This is a genomic window from Pseudonocardia sp. KRD291, from assembly GCF_019263595.1.
Lineage (GTDB): Bacteria > Actinomycetota > Actinomycetes > Mycobacteriales > Pseudonocardiaceae > Pseudonocardia.
The window spans coordinates 1-18,196 of the sequence record NZ_JADQDD010000030.1; the positions used below are offsets into that span (position 1 = coordinate 1).

Consider the following 18,196-nt stretch of genomic DNA (forward strand, 5'->3'; position numbering starts at 1 on the left):
GTTCACGAGTCCCGGCCGGTTCGCCGTGGCCGGGGCCGGGGCCGGGTGCCAGGGTGTCGGGATGGCGCAAGGGGTGGGTCCGAAGTCGGTGCGTGTGTCGTTGCCGGCGGATCGGCCGCCGTGGTCGCCGACCGGCCTTCGGGTGCGAGCCGGGGACCGGGTGACGTTGCTCGGGTCGGGGTTCGTGCGCTGGTCGCCGCGCCACGACGTCGGAGCGGGGGCGAAGTACCACCTCTGGGGACGGGTCCCCGGCGGGGAGATCTTCGGGTGCACCGCGGACACGACGACGGTGGTCGTCGACGCGGACGGCGAGCTGGAGCTGTGCGTCTACCTCGGGGCGTGGGCGGACCGGTCGGGGACGCTCGCGACCGGCGACGCGCCCTACGCGCGGGTGTCCGGCGGGCTGGAGGTCACGGTCCTGCGCTGGCCGGCCGGGGTCGACCCGGTCGAGGGCCTGGCGGACCTGCAGCGTTCGGGGTCCGCCGGCTCGGTGGGGGTCGGTGCGACCGACCCAGCGCTCGTCGTCGCGGAGCGGGATCGGCTCGCGCATCCGGTGAGAAAGCCGGAGGGCTGGGAGTACCTGCTCGACTTCGGTCCCGGCGACATCTACCGCGCAGCCGAGCTGGACGGGCGACCGGCGATCGAGGTCGTCTGCGACGACGACGCCGGAATCCTGCGCGCCCCGGTCGACGTCGCGCTCGGCCCGGACACGGTGCTGGAGTGGACGTGGCGGGTGGACGCGCTGCCGTCGACGGTCGCCGAGGACACCACGTTCACCCACGACTACCTCTCGATCGCGGTCGAGTTCGACTCCGGCCGCGACCTCACCTGGTTCTGGAGCGCCGGTTGCGAGCCCGTGACCGGCACGTTCGCCTGCCCGGTCCGCGGCTGGCGCGAACGCGAGACACACATGCCGCTGCGCAGCGGGACCGGGGGCCTCGGCGTCGTGCACCGCGAGCGACGGCACGTGCACGCCGACCACGAGCGGTTCATGGGCCCCGCGCCGGAGCGGATCGTGCGCGTGTGGCTGATCGCGGTCAGCCACTTCGGTCGCGGGTCGGGCCGGGCCGTGTTCTCCGACATCGTCCTGACCGACGGGGACACGCGGGTGCAGGTGCTCTGACGGAGCAGGCGGATCTGGTGCCGTGCGGCCCGCCCACCGTACGGTCGGTCGGCAGCGTGTCGACGTCGACGAGAGGCCCGGGCCGTGTTCACAGGGATCATCACCCGCAACGTGTTCCAGCAGGCCCGCGGCGACGCCGCGCAGGCCCCGGCGATCTCCCTGGAGACCGACGAGACCTGGACCTACGCCGAGCTCGCCGAGCAGACCAACCGCTACGCGAACGGGCTGCTGGCCCGTGGCGTCGCGCCCGGCGACCGGGTCGGGATGCTGCTGACCAACAGCCTCGAGTACTGGGCGGTCTACCTCGCGGTCACCCGGATCGGCGCGATCGCGGTCCGGCTGAACTGGCGCCTGACCGCCGACGAGCTGCGCTACGCCCTCACCGACTCCGGCACCACGCTGCTCTGCCTGCACGGCCGGTTCGCCGACACGATCGCGCCGGTGCTGTCGCAGACGCCGGTGCGCGAGTCGGTGCTGTTCGTGCTCGACGAGCAGGCCGACGCCGCGACCCTGGACGGTGCGCACCCGCAGCAGGTGCTCGCCGGCGGCGACCCGGGCGAGCCGCCGGTCGCCGACCCGGTCGAGACCGACCCCTGCATGATCATGTACACCTCGGGCACCACCGGCTACCCGAAGGGTGCACTGTGGACGCACGGCCAGACGGTCTGGTTCGGCGCGATCCAGGCCCTCTACTGGCGCTACGACGAACACTCGACGCACCTGGGCACGACGCCGATGTTCCACGTCTCCGGGTTCGAGGACTGCGTGCTGCCGGTGCTGCTCTCCGGCGGGCACGTCGTGCACATGCGCTCGACCGGGCTGACCGTCGACCGGATCGTCGAGGTGCTGCGCCACCACCGCTGCACCGACGTGTTCCTGCTGCCGGCCACGATCTACCAGTGGATGTCCTGGTCCGAGCTCGATCGGATCGACGTGCCGGACCTGCGCCGCGTCGTCACCGGCGGGTCCCCGATCCTGGGCTGGGCGGTGGACCGGATCCGCGGGCGCTTCCCGCAGGTGCGGATGGAGCAGGTCTACGGCCTCACCGAGGGCGGTGCGATGAGCACCGCGATGGACCCGGAGCGGCTCGACGAGCACCGCACCAGCGTCGGGCGACCGCTGCCGCTGACCGAGATCAGGATCGTCGACCCGGCAACGCTGGAGGCGCTGCCCCCGGAGTCCGACGGCGAGCTGTGGACGCGCAGCCCGTCGGTGTGCGGGGTGTACTGGGAGAAGCCCGAGGCCACCGCGGAGACGTTCGTGGACGGCTGGTGCCGCACCGGTGACCTCGCCCGGATCACCGCCGACGGGTTCATCTACATCATCGGCCGGACCAAGGACATGATCCTCTCCGGTGGGGAGAACATCTATCCCGCCGAGATCGAGAACGTGCTCGCCGACCACCCGGACATCCAGGAGTCCGCGGTGATCGGCGTGCCGGACCCGAAGTGGGACGAGACGCCGTGCGCGGCCGTCGTGCTGAGCCCGGGCGCCACCCTGACCGAGGACGACGTGATCGCCTACTGCCGGGAGCGGATCGCGGGCTACAAGCGGCCCCGCTACGTCGTGTTCGTCGACGAGCTCCCGCGCAACGCCAGCGGCAAGATCCTCAAACGCAGCCTGCGCGAGGAGTACGCCCACCTCGGCGTCGCACCCACCGGCTGAGCAGGACAGGCGGCAGGACAGGCGGGGAGATCGCTGCCACACCCGCGTGAGAAGGTGACCGTCGTGCGCACACGGACGGGGAAGTTCATCGCGGCCACGGTGATCGTCGGAGCCCTGGTCGGCGGATGCGGCACCGGTCCCAGCCGGGTGGACGCCGCGGCGGTGATCGGGTCCGACACGCTCACCCTCGCCGAGGTCCAGCCGCGGATCACCGCGGCGCTGGGCCGGCCCGAGCTGCTCGACAGTCTCCGGACGCGCGGTTTCAGCGAGGCCGACGTCGGCCGGGCCGTGGTCAGCCAGATGGTCCTGCACGACCTGCTGACCCGAGCCGCCGCCGAGCAGGACATCGTCGTGCGGGACGAGGAGGTGGACGCCGCCGTCGCCGCCGCCGGTGGTGAGCAGGTACTCGCCAGCTCGACCCTCGAGCCCGGTGGCGCCCGCGAGTACGTCCGCGACCAGATCATCGCGACCCGCCTGGCCGAGCGGCAGGTGGACCGGCTCGCGGTCACAGCCGACGTCGCGATCGCCCCCACCCGCGAGGAGGCCGAGCAGCTCGCCGGCGCACTGGCCGCGGGGGGAGCGCGGGCCGAGCAGGCCCTGGCCGGTGCGAGCACCGCGCAGCGCGGGCTGCAGATCCGCCCGTCGAGCACACCGCAGGCCGCGGCCACCCCGCTGATCGGGATCCCGGCAGGCGACACCGCACTGTTCCAGCTGTCCCCGGAGCAGGGCTGGGTCGTGGTCCGGGTGACCGAGCGACGCACCGACGCCCCGCCCGCCGGGCCGTCCGCGGCCGGCCGGGTGGACCGGCAGACCCTCGCCGAGGCCGGCATCCGGCTGCTCGCGCCGACCGCCGAGCGCGCCGGGGTCACGGTGAACCCGCGCTACGGCGTCTGGGACCCGGTGATGCTGACCGTCGCGCCGGACGCCGCGCAGGTCGGCCGGATCATCCCGGCCGCCTCGGCGGGCTGAGCGTGCCCGCGACCGTCGTGCACTGCCCGCGGCACGCCGCGGTGCTACCGGCCGCGGGGCTGCCCGCGTTGCGCGCCGCGCACCGGGTGCTGGCCGGCCCGGACGTGCCGGACGAGCTCGCCCGCGCGGCCGGCGCGCAGCCGTGGGACGGCACCGACCCCGCGACGCTGCCCGACACCGACGTCCTGCTGACCACCGCGCCGTCCCCCGACGGGACCGGCACCGGGAGGGCGATTCCGGCTCCGGCCGGGGTGGGCCTGCTCGACGCGGTCGCCGTGATGGACCGGCTGCGCTCGCCCGGTGGCTGCCCGTGGGACGCCGAGCAGACCCACACGTCGTTGCTGCGCTACCTGGTCGAGGAGTGCTACGAGCTCTACCAGGCGATCGAGGACGGCGACCGCACCGAGATCCGCGAGGAGCTCGGCGACGTGCTGCTCCAGGTGCTGTTCCACGCCCGGGTCGCCGCGGAGTCGCCCGAGGAGCCGTTCGACGTCGACGACGTCGCGACGGGTCTGGTGGACAAGCTCGTCGGGCGGCACCCGCACGTGTTCGCCGAGAGTGGCGAGAGGGTCGAGACCGCGGACGCCCAGGACCTGCGCTGGGACGAGCTCAAGCGCGCCGAGAAGAAGCGCGAGTCCAGCGTCGACGGTGTCGCGACCGGACAGCCGGCGGTGGCGCTGGCCGCCAAGCTCGCCTCCCGCACCGCCCGCGCCGGGCTCCCGACCGAGCTGCTGCCGACCGGGGACGGCCCCGGCGCGGAGCTGTTCCGGCTGGCCGCGCACGCCCAGATCGACGGCGGCGACCCGGAGGCCGCCCTGCGCACGGTCGCCCGCCGGTTCGACGCCGACGTCCGGGCGGCCGAGCGCGCCGCGACCGCGGACGGCCGTGACCCGCACGGGCTCGACGCCGACGACTGGCGGAAGTACTGGCCCGCCGGACGGTGACCTACCCCTCACGCGAATGGGGGGTTACCCGTCGGTAGTCTCGCTGCGTGCGGAACCAGACCCTCCTGCTGTGCATCAGCGGGATCGTGCTGCTGATGATCGTCGCGGCGATGGCCACCGGAGGCTCCCCGCGGCGGTCGTCCCCACCGCCGACCGGCGGCCTGGGCGTCTCCGGCGACGCGAGCCGGGACACCCCGTTGCCGAGCGTCGCGCCGCTGCCCGCGGACACCGACGTCATTGCGTGGGCGGAGAACAACGCCGGCCGCGCCGACATCCCCGAGCGCACGCTGCAGGCCTACGCCAGGGCCGAGATCGCCCAGCGCCGCAGCACCCCGGACTGCGGGCTGAGCTGGGTGACCCTGGCCGGGATCGGCAGCGTCGAGTCCCACCACGCCACCTACCGCGGTGCGGACCTGGACGGCGGCGGGCGGGTCGACCCGCCGATCATCGGCGTCTCCCTGGACGGGTCCGGGGGGACGGCCGCGATCGGCGACAGCGACGGGGGCCGTCTCGACGGCGACCCGGACGCCGACCGGGCCGTCGGGCCGATGCAGTTCCTGCCCTCGACGTGGGCGACCTACGGCGGTGACGGCAACGGCGACGGCGTCCGTGACCCGCAGCAGATCGACGACGCCGCCCTCGGGGCGGCCGACTACCTCTGCGCCGGCGGCCGGGACACCACGAGCGGTTCGGGCTGGTGGAGCGGGGTGCTCGCCTACAACGCCTCCGAGGACTACGCCCGCGAGGTGTGGACCGCGGCCGACAGCTACGCCACCGCCGGCCGGGCCGTCGCGAGCTGACACGGGTCAGACGAACAGGGCCTGGCCCCAGTAGCTGCCGGGCGCCGACAGGCCCGGCGGGCAGGCGAACACGGCCGAGCCGCTGTGCTCGATGTACTCCATCAGCGTGTCCTTGCGCGACAGCGCCCGCTGCATCGGCACGAACTGCCGGCCCGGGTCCCGGACGAAGGCGACGAAGAACAGCCCCGCGTCGAGGTGCCCGGCGCCGTCGGAGCCGTCCACGAAGTTGTAGCCGCGGCGCAGCATCCGCACACCGCGCAGCGACTCCGCCGATGCCAGCCGGATGTGCGAGTCCTCCGGGATCACCGGCTCGCCGTCCGGTCCCTGCGCGGCGAGGTCGGCCGTGTCGAACTCGGCCTGCCCGGTCAGCGGCGCGCCCTCACCCTTGGAGCGGCCGATCACCTTCTCCTGCTCGTCGAGCGAGGTCCGGTCCCAGACCTCGATGTGCATCCGGATCCGGCGCGCCACCAGGTAGGTGCCCCCGGCCATCCAGTCGCAGCCGTCGGCGGCCTGCGCCCACACGTGCTCGTCGAGCTGCGCGGGGTCCTCGGCCTTGAGGTTGTTCGTGCCGTCCTTGAAACCGAACAGGTTCCGTGCGGTGGCCTGCTCGGTCGAGGTCGACGACGTCCGCCCGAACCCGAGCTGCGACCAGCGCACCTCGGTGGTGCCGAAGCCCATCCGGACCAGGTTGCGGATCGCGTGCACGGCGACCTGCGGGTCGTCGGCGCAGGCCTGGATGCACAGGTCGCCGCCGGAGCGGGCGGGTTCGAGCTGGTCGGCGGTGAACCGGGGCAGGTCGATCAGCGCCGGTGGCCGCCTGTCGGTCAGGCCCAGCTTGGCCAGCAGCGACGCGCCGATCCCGAACGTCAGGGTGAGCGACGACGGGGCCAGGCCGAGCGCCTCGCCGGTGTCGGTCGGCGGGGACTGCGGGTTGAGCCCGACCGCACCGTTCACGGTCACCTCGCCGCCGGAGGTCATCCGCTCCGCGGCGTCGGTCCACCGGCGGAACAGGTCCTGCACGGCCGACCGGTCGGCCGTGGACAGGTCGAGCGCGACGAAGTGCAGCCGGTCCTGGGCCGGGGTGACGATCCCGGCCTGGTGGGTGTCGCGGAACGCGACGACGCCGTCGGCGGGCCCGTCCGAGGCCCGGGCGGCGCCGAACCCGGCCGCCGCGCCCGCCCCGGCCAGCGCCACACCGGCGCCGGCCAGGCCGAACAGGCGGCGCCGGGAGACGGTCTCCGGATCCTTCCCGTTCACGCCGTGACGGCTCCTGCGACCTGGCTGACCGGCTCCGCCAGCGCGTCCACGGCGGCGGTCATCTTCTTCTTGTCGTCGTCGTTGAGCGAGGTGTAGAGCCGGAAGCCGTCACCCTGGCGGTAGTTCTCCAGCAGCTTCTCGACGTCGGCGAAGCGCGCGTCCAGCGTCGTGCCGAGCGCCTTGTTCTTCTCGTCGATCACCGGGCGCAGGGCCGAGACGGCGGCCTGCGAGCCCTCCACGTTGGCCTTGAAGTCGTAGAGGTCGGTGTGCGAGTAGCGGTCCTCCTCACCGGTGATCTTCCCGGTGGCGACCTCGTCGAGCAGCTCCTTGGCGCCGTTGGCCAGCTGCACCGGGGTGAGCTCGACGGTCTTCGTGCGGTTCGCGAGATCGGCGATGTCGGCCTGCAGGCGGTCGGCGATCGCCGGGGAGTCGGGCTGCAGGCCCGTGACCCACAGGTCCTTCTCCAGGCGGTGGTAGCCGGTGAACCCGACGCCCGGGTCGCGCTCGTCGTCCTCCCGGCCGTCGATCTTCGGGTCGATGTCGCCGAACGACTCGGCGACCGGCTCGATCCGTTCCCAGTAGGTGCGCGAGATCGGGAACAGAGCCTTGGCCCGCTCGACGTTCTTCGCCTTGACCGCGTCCACGAACTCCTGCGTCTTCGGCACCAGCGCGCCGACCTGCGAGTCGACGTAGCGCTTGTAGCCCGCGGTGGCCTCGGCGAGCTTGGTGTTCTGGTCGACCTGGCGCTGGGCGTTGCCGGTGACGGTGAACGGCGCGCGGACGCCGTCGCCGACCATCCCGGGCTTGCAGGCGGTGGTGTAGGTGCCCCCGTCGGGGACCTCGACGATCAGGTTGCGGGACAGGCCGGCGCCGATGTTCTCGACCTCGCCCATGATCCGGTCACCCTCGCCGTAGAGGTAGAACTCGGTGACCTTGCTGCCGCCGTTGGTGATGTCGAACGAGATCTTGCCGGCCGGCGCGGACGTCGTGGCGACCGCGCAGGCGGTGTCGGTGGCGTTGACCGCGATCGGTCCGCCTCCGCCGGCGTTGTCGGCGGGGGCGGTGGACGTGCAGCCGGCCAGGACGGCGGCGGCTGCGCCCGTGCCCAACAGGACGGCGGGGATGCGGCGGGACATGGTTCTCCTCGGGGATGGTGCGGTCACGCCGCGGACGGGGCGTTGCGGGGGGAGGCCGGCCGTCGGGCCGGGCGCAGGAACAGGGTCAGCACGACCGCGACGTAGAGGACCCACACGACGGCCTCGAGCACGGTGGTCTGCGGGGAGAAGTTGAAGACGCCCTTGAGCAGGGTCCCGTACCAGGAGTCCGGCGGGACCGCGGCGCTGACGTCGAAGGCCAGGGTGTTGAGCCCGGGCAGGATCGACGCCTCCTGCAGGTCGTGCACGCCGTAGGCGAGGATGCCGGCGGCCACGAAGATCAGCAGGAAGCCGGTCACGGTGAAGAAGCGGCCCAGGTTGATCCGCAGCGCCCCGCGGTAGATCAGGTAGGCCAGCGCGATCGCGATCGCGATCCCGATCAGGAAGCCGATCAGCGGCCCGGTCGTCTCGCCCGCGGCCTGCGCGGCGGCGAAGAAGAAGACCGCGGTCTCCAGGCCCTCCCGGCCGACCGCGAGTGCGGCGACCACGACCACGGCGAGCGGGCCCATCGCGATCGCGGAGTCCAGCTTGCCCTCGATCTCCTTCGACAGCGTCCGCCCGTGCGCGCGCATCCAGAAGATCATCCAGGTGACGAAGCCGACCGCGACGATCGACAGCGACCCGCCGAGCGTCTCCTGGGCCTCGAACGTCAGTGCCTGCTGGGCCAGGGTCAGCGCGAGCGTGACGCCGACGCTGACGGCCACCGCGAGCCCGACGCCGATCCAGACGCGGGGGAGCTCGGAGCGACGGTCGGTCTTGACCAGGAAGGCCACCAGGATCGCCACGACGAGCGACGCCTCGAGGCCCTCGCGCAGCCCGATCAGTGCGTTGCCCAGCACGTCGCCTCCTCCACCACCACGACAGCGGCGCCGGCGGGACGGGCCCGGCGCTGCACGGACGAACGGGTGGCGCCGCCGCGTCGAGCGGTGAGGGTGCGCTTCCCGTCCGGGAGGCTAGCCTTGCCACGGGCCGATCGGAAGAGCCGCTATTCGGAGAACAGTGCGATCCGCGCGCGGACCTCGCCGAGCGCCTCCTGGTACTCGGGGCGCGGATCCATCGCCGACGCCATCTTCAGCTGGGTGACCGCCGCCGAGAGCCGGCCCTGTCGCTGCAGTGTCTTCCCGAGCGCGAAGCGCGCGTAGTGGTCCGAGGGGTCCAGCTCGAGGACCTTCTCGAACGACACCTCGGCCCGCCGCAGCTGGGCGGAGTCGAAGTAGGCGCGCCCGGCCAGCAGGTGCACCGACGCGTCGTTGGGCTGGTTCTCCACGACCGCGCGGAGTGCGTCCAGGGCGTCCAGGGGGCGGCGGTCGGCGAGCAGCATCTCGGCCCGTCGGAAGGAGGCCACCAGTTCATCGGCCGCAGGTCTGCTGCTCATGGTCACCCCCACGTTAGGTGCGATCGAGGCGAATCGCGAGGGTTGACATCACGGGGCGCGCACGCCTTCTGCACCGGATCGGGGGAGCCTGCGGTTACGCTGGCGCACCGGACCCGGACACACGCGTGGAACAGGAGTGACGGTGGCGGTCATCGAGCAGGTCGGGGCGCGCGAGATCCTCGATTCACGAGGAAATCCCACGGTCGAGGTGGAGGTCGCGCTCGACGACGGGACCCTCGCCAGGGCGGCGGTCCCCTCGGGGGCGTCCACCGGCGAGCACGAGGCCGTGGAGCTGCGCGACGGCGACTCCTCGCGCTACGGCGGCAAGGGCGTGGAGAAGGCCGTCGCGGCGGTCCTGGACGAGATCGGGCCGGAGCTGACCGGCATGGAGGCCGTCGACCAGCGCCTGGTCGACCAGCGCCTGGTCGATCTCGACGGCACCGGTGACAAGTCCCGCTTCGGCGCGAACGCGCTGCTCGGGGTGTCGCTCGCGGTGGCCAAGGCCGGCGCCGAGTCGTCCGGGCTGGAGCTGTTCCGCTACATCGGCGGCTCCAACGCGCACGTCCTGCCCGTCCCGATGATGAACATCCTCAACGGCGGCGCGCACGCCGACACGTCCGTCGACGTGCAGGAGTTCATGATCGCTCCGATCGGCGCCGAGTCGTTCCGGGAGGCGCTGCGCTGGGGCGCGGAGGTCTACCACGCGCTCAAGGCCGAGCTGAAGAGCAAGGGTCTCTCGACCGGCCTGGGCGACGAGGGCGGCTTCGCCCCCGACGTCGCGGGCGGCACGAAGGGCGCGCTGGACCTCATCGCCGGCGCGATCGGCAAGACCGGCTTCACCCTCGGCACCGACATCGTGCTGGCGCTCGACGTGGCGGCCACCGAGTTCCACTCCGGTGGCAAGTACGCCTACGAGGGCAAGAAGCTGTCCTCGGACAAGCTCGCGGAGGTCTGGGCCGAGCTGGTCGGCGCCTACCCGCTGGTGTCCATCGAGGACCCGCTGGACGAGAACGACTGGGACGGCTGGGCCGCGTTGACCGAGGCCATCGGGGACAAGGTGCAGATCGTCGGCGACGACCTGTTCGTCACCAACCCCGAGCGTCTCGAGGACGGCATCGCCCGCGGCGCCGCGAACGCGCTGCTGGTCAAGGTCAACCAGATCGGCACGCTCTCCGAGACCCTCGACGCGGTCACCCTGGCGCACTCGAGCGGCTACCGCTGCATGATGAGCCACCGCTCCGGCGAGACCGAGGACACCACGATCGCCGACCTGGCCGTCGCCACCGGCTGCGGCCAGATCAAGTCCGGCGCCCCGGCCCGGTCCGAGCGGGTCGCCAAGTACAACCAGCTGCTCCGGATCGAGGAGCTGCTCGGCGACGCCGCCCGCTACAACGGCGAGCTGGCGTTCCCGAGGTACTCGGTGCCCGAGGGGAAGTGAGCTGGCGCCCATGGGGGATCAGCGGACGGCGGTGCGGGACGGTCGAGGCCGTCCCGCCACCGGCGGCACGCGTCCGCGTGCCGCACGCCCGCAGCATCCCTCCGGGGGGCGGCCGCGGCTGACCCGCGCCCGCTCCCGTGCCGGCGACGTGGTCGCGCGGACCACGGGGCTGCTGGGACTCTCGTCGACCAAGCGGGCGGCGATCCTGGCCATCGTGGTCTGCGCGCTCGCGCTCACCGTCGCCGTCCCGCTGCACAACTACGTGGCCCAGCGCCAGGAGCTGGCCCGGGTCACCGCACAACAGGAAATCCTGCAGGACGAGGTGGCGGGCCTGAGCGCCGAGCGCGACAGGCTCTCCGACCCGGCCGAGATCGCGGCGCAGGCCCGGACCCGTCTGGGCTACGTCGCACCGGGGGAGACGCCCTACGTCGTGCAGCTCCCGACACCGCCCGTGCCGGTCCCGGAGAGCGGGCAGGCCGAGCCGGGCGTCCCGTGGTTCCGCACGCTGTGGACCGACGTCTCCGGAGGGACGACACCATGACCGGCACGCCGACGAGCGGGACCTCCGAGGCGCCCGGGGTCTCCGACGCCGACCGGGACGCGATGGCCGCGCAGCTCGGACGGGTCCCGCGCGGGGCCCGCGAGGTCGCGCACCGGTGCCCGTGCGGGCTGCCCAGCGTCGTGCAGACGGCGCCGCGGCTGCCGGACGGGACGCCGTTCCCGACGCTGTACTACCTGACCTGCTCGCGCCTGTCGTCGAAGCTGGGCACGGTGGAGTCGCAGGGCCGGATGGCGGAGATGACCGAGCGTCTCGCCGAGGACCCGGAGCTGGCCGCGCGCTACACCGCCGCGCACGAGTCCTACCTGGCCGAGCGGAACGCGATCGAGTCGCTGGGCACCGACGTCAGCGCGGGCGGCATGCCGGACCGGGTCAAGTGCCTGCACGTGCACGTCGCGCACTCGCTGGCCGCCGGGCCCGGCGTGAACCCGTTCGGCGACGAGGCGCTCGACGAGGTCGGCGAGTGGTGGCGTCCCGGCCCCTGCGCCTAGGGGTGCGGCGTCGCCCGGTCGAGCACGGTCGCGGCGTGTGGTCCCGGGCGGGTGCCCGCGGTGCGGAACGGGCCGTCGTCGCCGAGACGCGCGGCCAGGAACGTCGCGGTGACCGCGTCCGGGGCGTGCCGGAGCAGCAGCGAGCCCTGCAGACACAGCGCCGTGAGCTCGGCCAGACGGCGGGCGCGGCGCTCGTCCGGTGCCGCCAGCTCGGCGCGCAGCGCGGCCACCGCCCGGTCGAACTGCGGATCCGCCCCCGCCGCGGCGTCGACCTCGGCCAGCACCGCGTCGACGGCGTGCGGCTCCCGGGTGACGGCGCGCAGCGCGTCCAGGGCGGTGACGTTGCCCGAGCCCTCCCAGATCGAGTTCAGCGGCGCCTCCCGGTACAGCCGCGGCAACGGGCCGTCCTCGACGTAGCCGTTGCCGCCCAGGCACTCCAGGGCCTCGGCGACCAGAACCGATGTGCGTTTGCAGACCAGGTACTTCGCCACCGGCAGCGCCAGCCGCAGCAGTGCCGTCTCGCCTCGGTCGACCGCGGCCGCCAGGCGCAGCGCGAGCATCGTCGCCGCCTCGGACTCGGCCGCGACGTCGGCGAGCACGGACTGCATCAGCGGTTGGTCGGCGAGGCGGCACCCGAACGCGGAGCGGTGCGCGACGTGGTGCGCGGCCTCGGTGACGGCGGCGCGGGTCGTCGCGGCGGAGCCGAGCACGCAGTCCAGCCGGGTCATCGACACCATCTCGATGATCGTCGCGACCCCGCGTCCCTCGTCGCCGACCCGCCACCCGAGCGCACCGTCGTACTCGAGCTCGGAGGAGGCGTTGGACCGGTTCCCGAGCTTGTCCTTGAGCCGTTGCAGCCGGATCGCGTTGCGCGTGCCGTCCGGGAGTACCCGCGGCAGCACCAGGCAGGTCAGCCCGCCCGGCGCCTGGGCCAGGGTCAGGAACAGGTCGTTCATCGGGGCGGAGGTGAACCACTTGTGCCCGGTCAGCCGGTAGCTGCCGTCGGGCTGCGGCGACGCGACGGTGGTCCCGCTGCGCACGTCCGAGCCGCCCTGCTTCTCGGTCATCGACATCCCGGCCAACAGGCCCGCCTTGCTCTGCGGCTCGCCCAGGCCGGGCGCGTAGAGCTGCGCGGTCAACCCGGGCTCGTACGCGGCCGCCAGATCGGGCGCGTGCCGCAGCGCCGGCACCGAGGCGTAGGTCATCGAGATCGGGCACAGGTGCCCCTGCTCGACCTGCGAGGTCAGGTAGAAGCCCGCCGCCCGCGCCAGGTGCGCACCACTGCCCGGCGCCGCCCGCCACGGCGCGGCGGCGAGCCCGTGCTCGACCGAGGTCCGCATCAGCTCGTGCCACGACGGGTGGAACTCGACCTCGTCGATCCGGTGCCCGTAGCGGTCGTGGCTGCGCAGGACCGGTTCGTGCAGGTTGGCCAGGCGGGCGTGCTCGCGCCACCGCTCGGTCCCGACGACGGCCGCCAGCCCTTCCAGCGCGTCGGCGTCGCCTCCCTCGCGGGCCACGGCCTCGACCAGCGCGGGGTCGGCGGAGAGGAGGTCGCCGTCGGCGCGCGGCGGGACCTGGTTGAGGACCGCGTGGGTTCCCAGCTCGGTGCCCGGTGGGGGGCCGGCCGGGGTGGCGAGGGAATCCGGCTGCGGGCGCACCGACTGCTCCGTCATGTACCGGAGAGTAACTTGTACTGTGATCGCTGCAACGCATTCCGCCGAACCCCAGGAGAGTGCCCATGTCCCGGGTGGCCGCCATCGACTGCGGGACGAACTCGATCCGCCTGCTCGTCGCCGACGTCACGACCTCGTTCGACGGCGCGGTCGACCTGCGTGACCTGCACCGCGAGATGCGCATCGTGCGGCTCGGCAAGGGCGTCGACAAGAGCGGCCGCCTCGACCCGGAGGCGCTCGAACGCACCCGCGTCGCGCTCGTCGACTACGCGATGGCCGCGCGACGCAAGGGCGCCGAGCGGATCCGGATGGTCGCCACCTCGGCGACCCGCGACGCGTCGAACCGCGAGGACTTCTTCGGCATGGTCCGCGACACCCTCGGCGTCGAGGCAGAGATCATCTCCGGGGACGAGGAGGCGCGGCTGTCGTTCGTCGGCGCGGTCGGCGACCTGGACCCCGACGACGGCCCGTTCGTGGTCACCGACGTCGGCGGCGGCTCCACCGAGGTCGTGATCGGCACCCTGGACAACGGCACCGCGACCGTCACCGCCGCCCGCTCCGTCGACGTCGGCAGCGTCCGGCTCACCGAGCGCTGCCTGCCCGACGACCCGCCGTCGCAGGAGCAGGTCGCGCAGGCCCGCGAGGTCGCCTCGGGCATCCTGGACGAGGCGTTCTCCGCGGTCCCGATCGAGACGGCGCGCACCTGGGTCGGCGTCGCCGGCACGCTCACCACACTGTCCGCGATCGGGCAGGAGCTGCCGGAGTACGACGCCGAGGCGGTGCACCTGTCGCGCCTGTCGCGCGAGGACCTGCACCGGATCGCCCAGATGCTGATCACCTCGTCGCGCCCGGAGCGGGAGCGGCACGGGTCGCTGCACCCCGGGCGGGTCGACGTGATCGGCGCCGGCTCGCTGGTCGTCGAGGCACTGGCCGACGAGCTGCACGCCCGGGCCGGGATCGAGCAGGTCGTCGTCTCCGAGCACGACATCCTCGACGGCATCGCCCGCTCGATCGCGTGAGCGGGTCCCCCGGCACCGTCGCCGATCTGGACGTGCAGGTTGCGGAGTGCCGCGCCTGCCCGCGCCTGGTCGAGTGGCGGGAGAAGGTCGCGGTCGAGAAGCGCGCCGCGTTCCGGGACGAGATCTACTGGGGACGTCCGGTGCCCGGCTTCGGCCCGCCGGACGCCCGGATGCTGATCGTCGGCCTGGCCCCGGCCGCGCACGGCGCGAACCGCACCGGGCGGATGTTCACCGGCGACCGCAGCGGCGACGTCCTCTACGCCGCGATGCACGCCGTCGGCCTGGCCACCCGGCCGACCTCGACGCACATCGGTGACGGGCTGGCTCTGCGCGGGGTGCGGATCACCTCGCCGGTGCACTGCGCGCCCCCGGCGAACAAGCCCACCACCGAGGAGCGCGACCGCTGCCGGACCTGGCTCGAACACGAGCTCGACCTGCTCTCGCCGACCGTGCGGGCGGTGATGGTGCTCGGCGGTTTCGGCTGGCAGGCGCTGCTGCCGGTACTGGCCGGAGCGGGGTGGACGATCCCGCGCCCGCGGCCGAAGTTCGGGCACGGCGCCCACGTGGAGCTCGCGCCGGCCCGCGGCGACCGCGAGCCGCTGCAGCTGTTCGGCTGCTATCACGTCAGCCAGCAGAACACGTTCACCGGACGCCTCACCCCGGCGATGCTCGAGCAGGTCCTCACCGACACCGCGCGAGCCGCGGGGTTGTAGCTACAGGGCGGCAGCGCGGCCGTCGAGATAGCGGCGTTCGGGCAGGCTCGACGTGCGGCGCGCGGCCTCGCGGTACTGCTCGCGGGCCGCGTCGGGTTCGCCGGCCCGTTCCAGCAGATGCGCCCGCACCGCGGCCAGACGGTGCCCGGCCCCGACCCGCTCGTCCCCGTCGAGGCAGGACAGCAGCGCCAGCCCGGCCCGCGGCCCGCGCAGCTCGCCGAGCGCGACGGCGTGGTTGAGCGTGACCACCGGGCTCGGCGCGACCCGCCCGAGCAGCTCGTAGAGCCCGACGATCTGGCGCCAGTCGGTGTCCGCCGCGGTCGCGGCCTCGTCGTGCACGGCGGCGATGGCGGCCTGCAGCCGGTAGGTCCCCGGCGGGCCGGTCGACAGGGCCCGCTCCACCAGCGCGACCCCTTCGGCGATCGCGGCGGGGTCCCAGCGGGACCGGTCCTGCTCGGCGAGCGGGACCAGGTCGCCGCCCGGGCCGGTGCGGGCGGCGCGGCGGGCGTCGGTGAGCAGCATCAGTGCGAGCAGTGCGGTCGTCTCGCCGTCGTCGGGGAGCAACGCGTGCAGCATCCGCGCCAGTCGGATCGCCTCGCCGGTCAGCTCGGCGCGGGCCAGCGCGGCACCCGAGGACGCCGTGTACCCCTCGTTGAAGATCAGGTAGAGCACCTGGCGGACGACGGCGATGCGCGCGTCGCGCTCGTCGTCGGGCGGTGGCTCGAACGACGCCCCGGCCTGGCGGATGGTCTTCTTCGCCCGGCTGATCCGCTGCGCCATCGTGGTCTCGGGCACCAGGAACGCGGACGCGACCTCGGCGGTGGTGAGGCCGCCGACCGCGCGCAGGGTGAGCGCGAGCTGCGACGGGGCCGAGAGCGACGGGTGACAGCACAGGACGAGCAGGGTCAGCGTGTCGTCGGACGGGGTGGGCACGTCGTCCGGCGACGGCGCGAGCTGCGGGTCCATGACGGCGAGCCGTTCCTCGCGGGCGCGGCTCGCGCTCTCGCTGCGGAGGGCGTCGATCAGCCGCCGGGACCCCACGGCCACCAGCCAGCCGTGCGGGTTGTCCGGCACGCCCTCGGCCGGCCACTGCGTCGCGGCGGCCAGCAGCGCCTCCTGCACGGCGTCCTCGCAGGCGTCGAACTGCCGGTGCCGGCGCACCAGCGCGCCGAGGACCTGCGGCGCGAGCGTGCGCAGCAGGTCCTCGAGCGCCGGTGCCCCGCGGGCAGGGTCAGGGCTCACATCTCCTCGCCCGCGTCCCCGAGGATCGGCCGGACCTCCATCGGGGTGAAGCGGGTGCTCGGGAACCGTGCCGCGATCTCGACCGCCCGGTCCTGCGACGCGACGTCGACGACCAGGTAGCCGCCGAAGTGCTCCTTGGCCTCCGCCAACGGCCCGTCGGTGACGACCGGTGCGGCCGGGTCCGGTGCGCGCACGACCGTGGTGCTCGACGGGTCGGCCAGCGCGTCGCTGCCGACCAGCTCGCCGGACTCCTTCAGCTCGGCGAACAGCGCGTCCATCTCCGCCATCAGCCCGGCGCCCTGCTCACCGGCGAACAGCTCCCGGCTGTCGGCGTTGTCGTAGATCATCAGCAGGTACTTCATCGGTGCTCCCTCACTCCGCGGGCCGCCGGTCGCGGCCCGTCACCACGGGGTCGGAGCGGACCGTGCGTCCTCGACACCCTCGGCGCAGGATCCTGCCGTGTGACGGGGGTCAGCGCCCGAAGCGGTAGCGGTGCAGGCGCATCGAGTCCCGCAACGGCGGCAGCGCGCCGGCGACGAACAGCGCGGGACGCAGCCAGAGCCGGGGCTCGGCGAGCGCGGCCATGTCGTAGACCGAGACGTCGTCGAGCCGCTGCAGCGCCGGATACCGGGACTCGAACACGCTCCGGTCCCAGGCCGAGTGGAACCGTGCCCCGACCGCGCGGAACTCCGGCGTCCACTTCGACGCGGTCACCGTCCACGGCGCGACGGCGTCGAAAGCCAGCACGCCGCGCGGGAGCCGGTCCAGTGCCCGGCCGAGGAGGGCGTGCACGCCCTCCTCGGTGAGGTACATCAGCAGGCCTTCGGCGACGACGAGCGTCGGCCGGTCGGTCGAGACGCGGTCCCACCACGCCTCGTCGGTGACCGAGCTCGGGATGCTCTCGACGTGGTCGGGCACGTCGTAGAGCCGCCGTCGCAGCTCGATCACCTCGGGCTGGTCGACGTCGATCCAGCGGCACGTCCGCGGCGGACGGACGCGCAGCGGGCGGCTGTCCAGCCCGCACCCCAGGTGCAGCACCTGCCCGGCCGGCTCGGCGACCAGGAACTCCGTCGTCCACTCGTCCAGACGCTTGGCCCGCGAGACCACCGCGGAGGTGTCACCGGTGGTACGCCGCAACGCCGCGGCGTCGTAGTCGATCCGGTCGAGCACGTCCTGCGCGTACGGGTCGCCGAGGATCGGCCGACGCGACCGGGCGTCGAACGCGTGCATGTAGAGCGTCATCAGCAGGGTCGCCGCAGCACCCCGCAGATCTACCTTCTCCGTGGTCACGCCGACCTCCCGCGAGCAGTCACCACACCCTGTCCGGCATTGTGCGCCGCCCGGTCGTGAGAGGGGAGGGTGGCTACGCTGTCGCGACGCCCTCGTAGCCCAACGGCAGAGGCAGGCCCCTTAAAAGGGTCACAGTGTGGGTTCGAGTCCCACCGAGGGCACACCGCTCTCCGCCAGATCCTTCCTGACGCCGTGGAACAGCCGTGCCATCGGCGGTGGTCCCGAACGCCGGCTCACAGAGGCCGATCGACGCGAGACCCGAGCCGAGCGAGACGAGATCATCGCCTACCTCCGAGACGTAGGCGCGACCCGACATGGTCGAGCGGACCATGATGAGTGCGAGGCGGGAACAGCCCGTCGCGGACGACACGCGGACGCGAACGCGAGGGCCGCGGCTCCACCGCAGGCCGGACCCCATATGGCAGCTCGCTGTGAATCCGTCGAGAATCGCTCTCGGTAGGTCGAATCCTCCGCCTGCCACCTG

18 protein-coding genes and 1 tRNA gene are annotated in these 18,196 nt (G+C 73.5%); 11 read left to right on the forward strand and 8 right to left on the reverse strand.

All coding sequences use genetic code 11. The annotated features are described in order from the left end of the window. The 5 genes from I4I78_RS06955 to I4I78_RS06975 form a co-directional block, all read left to right on the forward strand. On the forward strand, window positions 1-1,123 hold a 1,123-nt coding region (locus tag I4I78_RS06955; protein ID WP_218610374.1), incomplete at its 5' end, for a DUF3047 domain-containing protein. An 84-nt stretch (window positions 1,124-1,207) separates the two neighbouring features. Further along, window positions 1,208-2,788, forward strand: a complete 1,581-nt coding sequence (locus I4I78_RS06960; RefSeq protein ID WP_218610375.1) for a class I adenylate-forming enzyme family protein — start codon at window positions 1,208-1,210, stop codon at window positions 2,786-2,788. A 63-nt stretch (window positions 2,789-2,851) separates the two neighbouring features. Then, entirely contained in the window at window positions 2,852-3,757 is a 906-nt protein-coding gene (locus I4I78_RS06965) for a SurA N-terminal domain-containing protein (RefSeq protein ID WP_218610376.1), read from the forward strand. A 2-nt stretch (window positions 3,758-3,759) separates the two neighbouring features. Then, entirely contained in the window at window positions 3,760-4,701 is a 942-nt protein-coding gene (locus I4I78_RS06970) for a MazG family protein (protein ID WP_218610377.1), read from the forward strand. A gap of 47 nt (window positions 4,702-4,748) precedes the next feature. Continuing rightward, a complete protein-coding gene (locus I4I78_RS06975; protein WP_308251947.1) occupies window positions 4,749-5,501 on the forward strand; it encodes a lytic murein transglycosylase in 753 nt (250 codons plus the stop codon). 6 nt (window positions 5,502-5,507) lie between these two features. Here I4I78_RS06975 and efeB read toward each other — a convergent pair whose 3' ends face one another. The 4 genes from efeB to I4I78_RS06995 form a co-directional block, all read right to left on the reverse strand. Beyond that, entirely contained in the window at window positions 5,508-6,758 is a 1,251-nt protein-coding gene (gene efeB, locus I4I78_RS06980) for an iron uptake transporter deferrochelatase/peroxidase subunit (protein WP_218610378.1), read from the reverse strand. Beyond that, complete coding sequence (efeO, locus tag I4I78_RS06985; protein ID WP_218610379.1) at window positions 6,755-7,894, reverse strand: iron uptake system protein EfeO; 1,140 nt, start codon at window positions 7,892-7,894, stop codon at window positions 6,755-6,757. The genes efeB and efeO overlap by 4 nt, the downstream gene beginning before the upstream one ends. 23 nt (window positions 7,895-7,917) lie before the next feature. Then, the gene (efeU, locus tag I4I78_RS06990) at window positions 7,918-8,751 is read right to left on the reverse strand and encodes an iron uptake transporter permease EfeU (protein WP_218610380.1); all 834 of its coding nucleotides are present in this window, start codon (window positions 8,749-8,751) and stop codon (window positions 7,918-7,920) included. A 146-nt stretch (window positions 8,752-8,897) separates the two neighbouring features. After that, complete coding sequence (locus I4I78_RS06995) at window positions 8,898-9,287, reverse strand: tetratricopeptide repeat protein (protein ID WP_218610381.1); 390 nt, start codon at window positions 9,285-9,287, stop codon at window positions 8,898-8,900. A gap of 142 nt (window positions 9,288-9,429) precedes the next feature. Here I4I78_RS06995 and eno point away from each other — a divergent pair, with 142 nt between their 5' ends. The 3 genes from eno to I4I78_RS07010 all read left to right on the forward strand — a co-directional run bounded on the left by eno (window position 9,430) and on the right by I4I78_RS07010 (window position 11,775). Continuing rightward, complete coding sequence (eno, locus tag I4I78_RS07000) at window positions 9,430-10,725, forward strand: phosphopyruvate hydratase (RefSeq protein WP_218610382.1); 1,296 nt, start codon at window positions 9,430-9,432, stop codon at window positions 10,723-10,725. Window positions 10,726-10,873: 148 nt separating this feature from the next. Beyond that, window positions 10,874-11,266: a septum formation initiator family protein gene (locus tag I4I78_RS32635; RefSeq protein WP_308251948.1), complete on the forward strand. Its 393-nt coding sequence runs from the start codon at window positions 10,874-10,876 to the stop codon at window positions 11,264-11,266. Further along, window positions 11,263-11,775 (forward strand): DUF501 domain-containing protein, encoded by a 513-nt coding sequence (locus I4I78_RS07010; RefSeq protein ID WP_218610384.1) that lies wholly within the window; start codon window positions 11,263-11,265, stop codon window positions 11,773-11,775. Before I4I78_RS32635 ends, I4I78_RS07010 begins: the two co-directional genes overlap by 4 nt. Here I4I78_RS07010 and I4I78_RS07015 read toward each other — a convergent pair. Beyond that, window positions 11,772-13,448, reverse strand: a complete 1,677-nt coding sequence (locus I4I78_RS07015; protein ID WP_218610385.1) for an acyl-CoA dehydrogenase family protein — start codon at window positions 13,446-13,448, stop codon at window positions 11,772-11,774. The genes I4I78_RS07010 and I4I78_RS07015 overlap by 4 nt on opposite strands. 65 nt (window positions 13,449-13,513) lie before the next feature. Between I4I78_RS07015 and I4I78_RS07020 the strand changes: the two genes are divergently transcribed. Further along, window positions 13,514-14,467 carry a Ppx/GppA phosphatase family protein gene (locus I4I78_RS07020; RefSeq protein ID WP_218610386.1) on the forward strand — a complete coding sequence of 318 codons (954 nt, stop codon included), beginning with the start codon at window positions 13,514-13,516 and terminating at the stop codon, window positions 14,465-14,467. Next, window positions 14,464-15,180, forward strand: a complete 717-nt coding sequence (locus tag I4I78_RS07025; protein WP_218610387.1) for a uracil-DNA glycosylase — start codon at window positions 14,464-14,466, stop codon at window positions 15,178-15,180. The genes I4I78_RS07020 and I4I78_RS07025 overlap by 4 nt, the downstream gene beginning before the upstream one ends. Here the strand turns inward: I4I78_RS07025 and I4I78_RS07030 are convergent, their stop codons facing one another. From I4I78_RS07030 to I4I78_RS07040, 3 genes are all read right to left on the reverse strand, one after another. Further along, window positions 15,181-16,422 carry an RNA polymerase sigma factor gene (locus tag I4I78_RS07030; RefSeq protein WP_218610388.1) on the reverse strand — a complete coding sequence of 414 codons (1,242 nt, stop codon included), beginning with the start codon at window positions 16,420-16,422 and terminating at the stop codon, window positions 15,181-15,183. Further along, window positions 16,419-16,784 (reverse strand): YciI family protein, encoded by a 366-nt coding sequence (locus I4I78_RS07035; protein WP_218610389.1) that lies wholly within the window; start codon window positions 16,782-16,784, stop codon window positions 16,419-16,421. The genes I4I78_RS07030 and I4I78_RS07035 overlap by 4 nt, the downstream gene beginning before the upstream one ends. A 109-nt stretch (window positions 16,785-16,893) precedes the next feature. Continuing rightward, complete coding sequence (locus I4I78_RS07040) at window positions 16,894-17,712, reverse strand: class I SAM-dependent methyltransferase (protein ID WP_218610390.1); 819 nt, start codon at window positions 17,710-17,712, stop codon at window positions 16,894-16,896. Window positions 17,713-17,800: 88 nt separating this feature from the next. Between I4I78_RS07040 and I4I78_RS07045 the strand changes: the two genes are divergently transcribed. Continuing rightward, a tRNA-Leu gene (locus tag I4I78_RS07045) sits at window positions 17,801-17,873 on the forward strand. The last annotated feature ends 323 nt before the right edge of the window (window positions 17,874-18,196 follow it).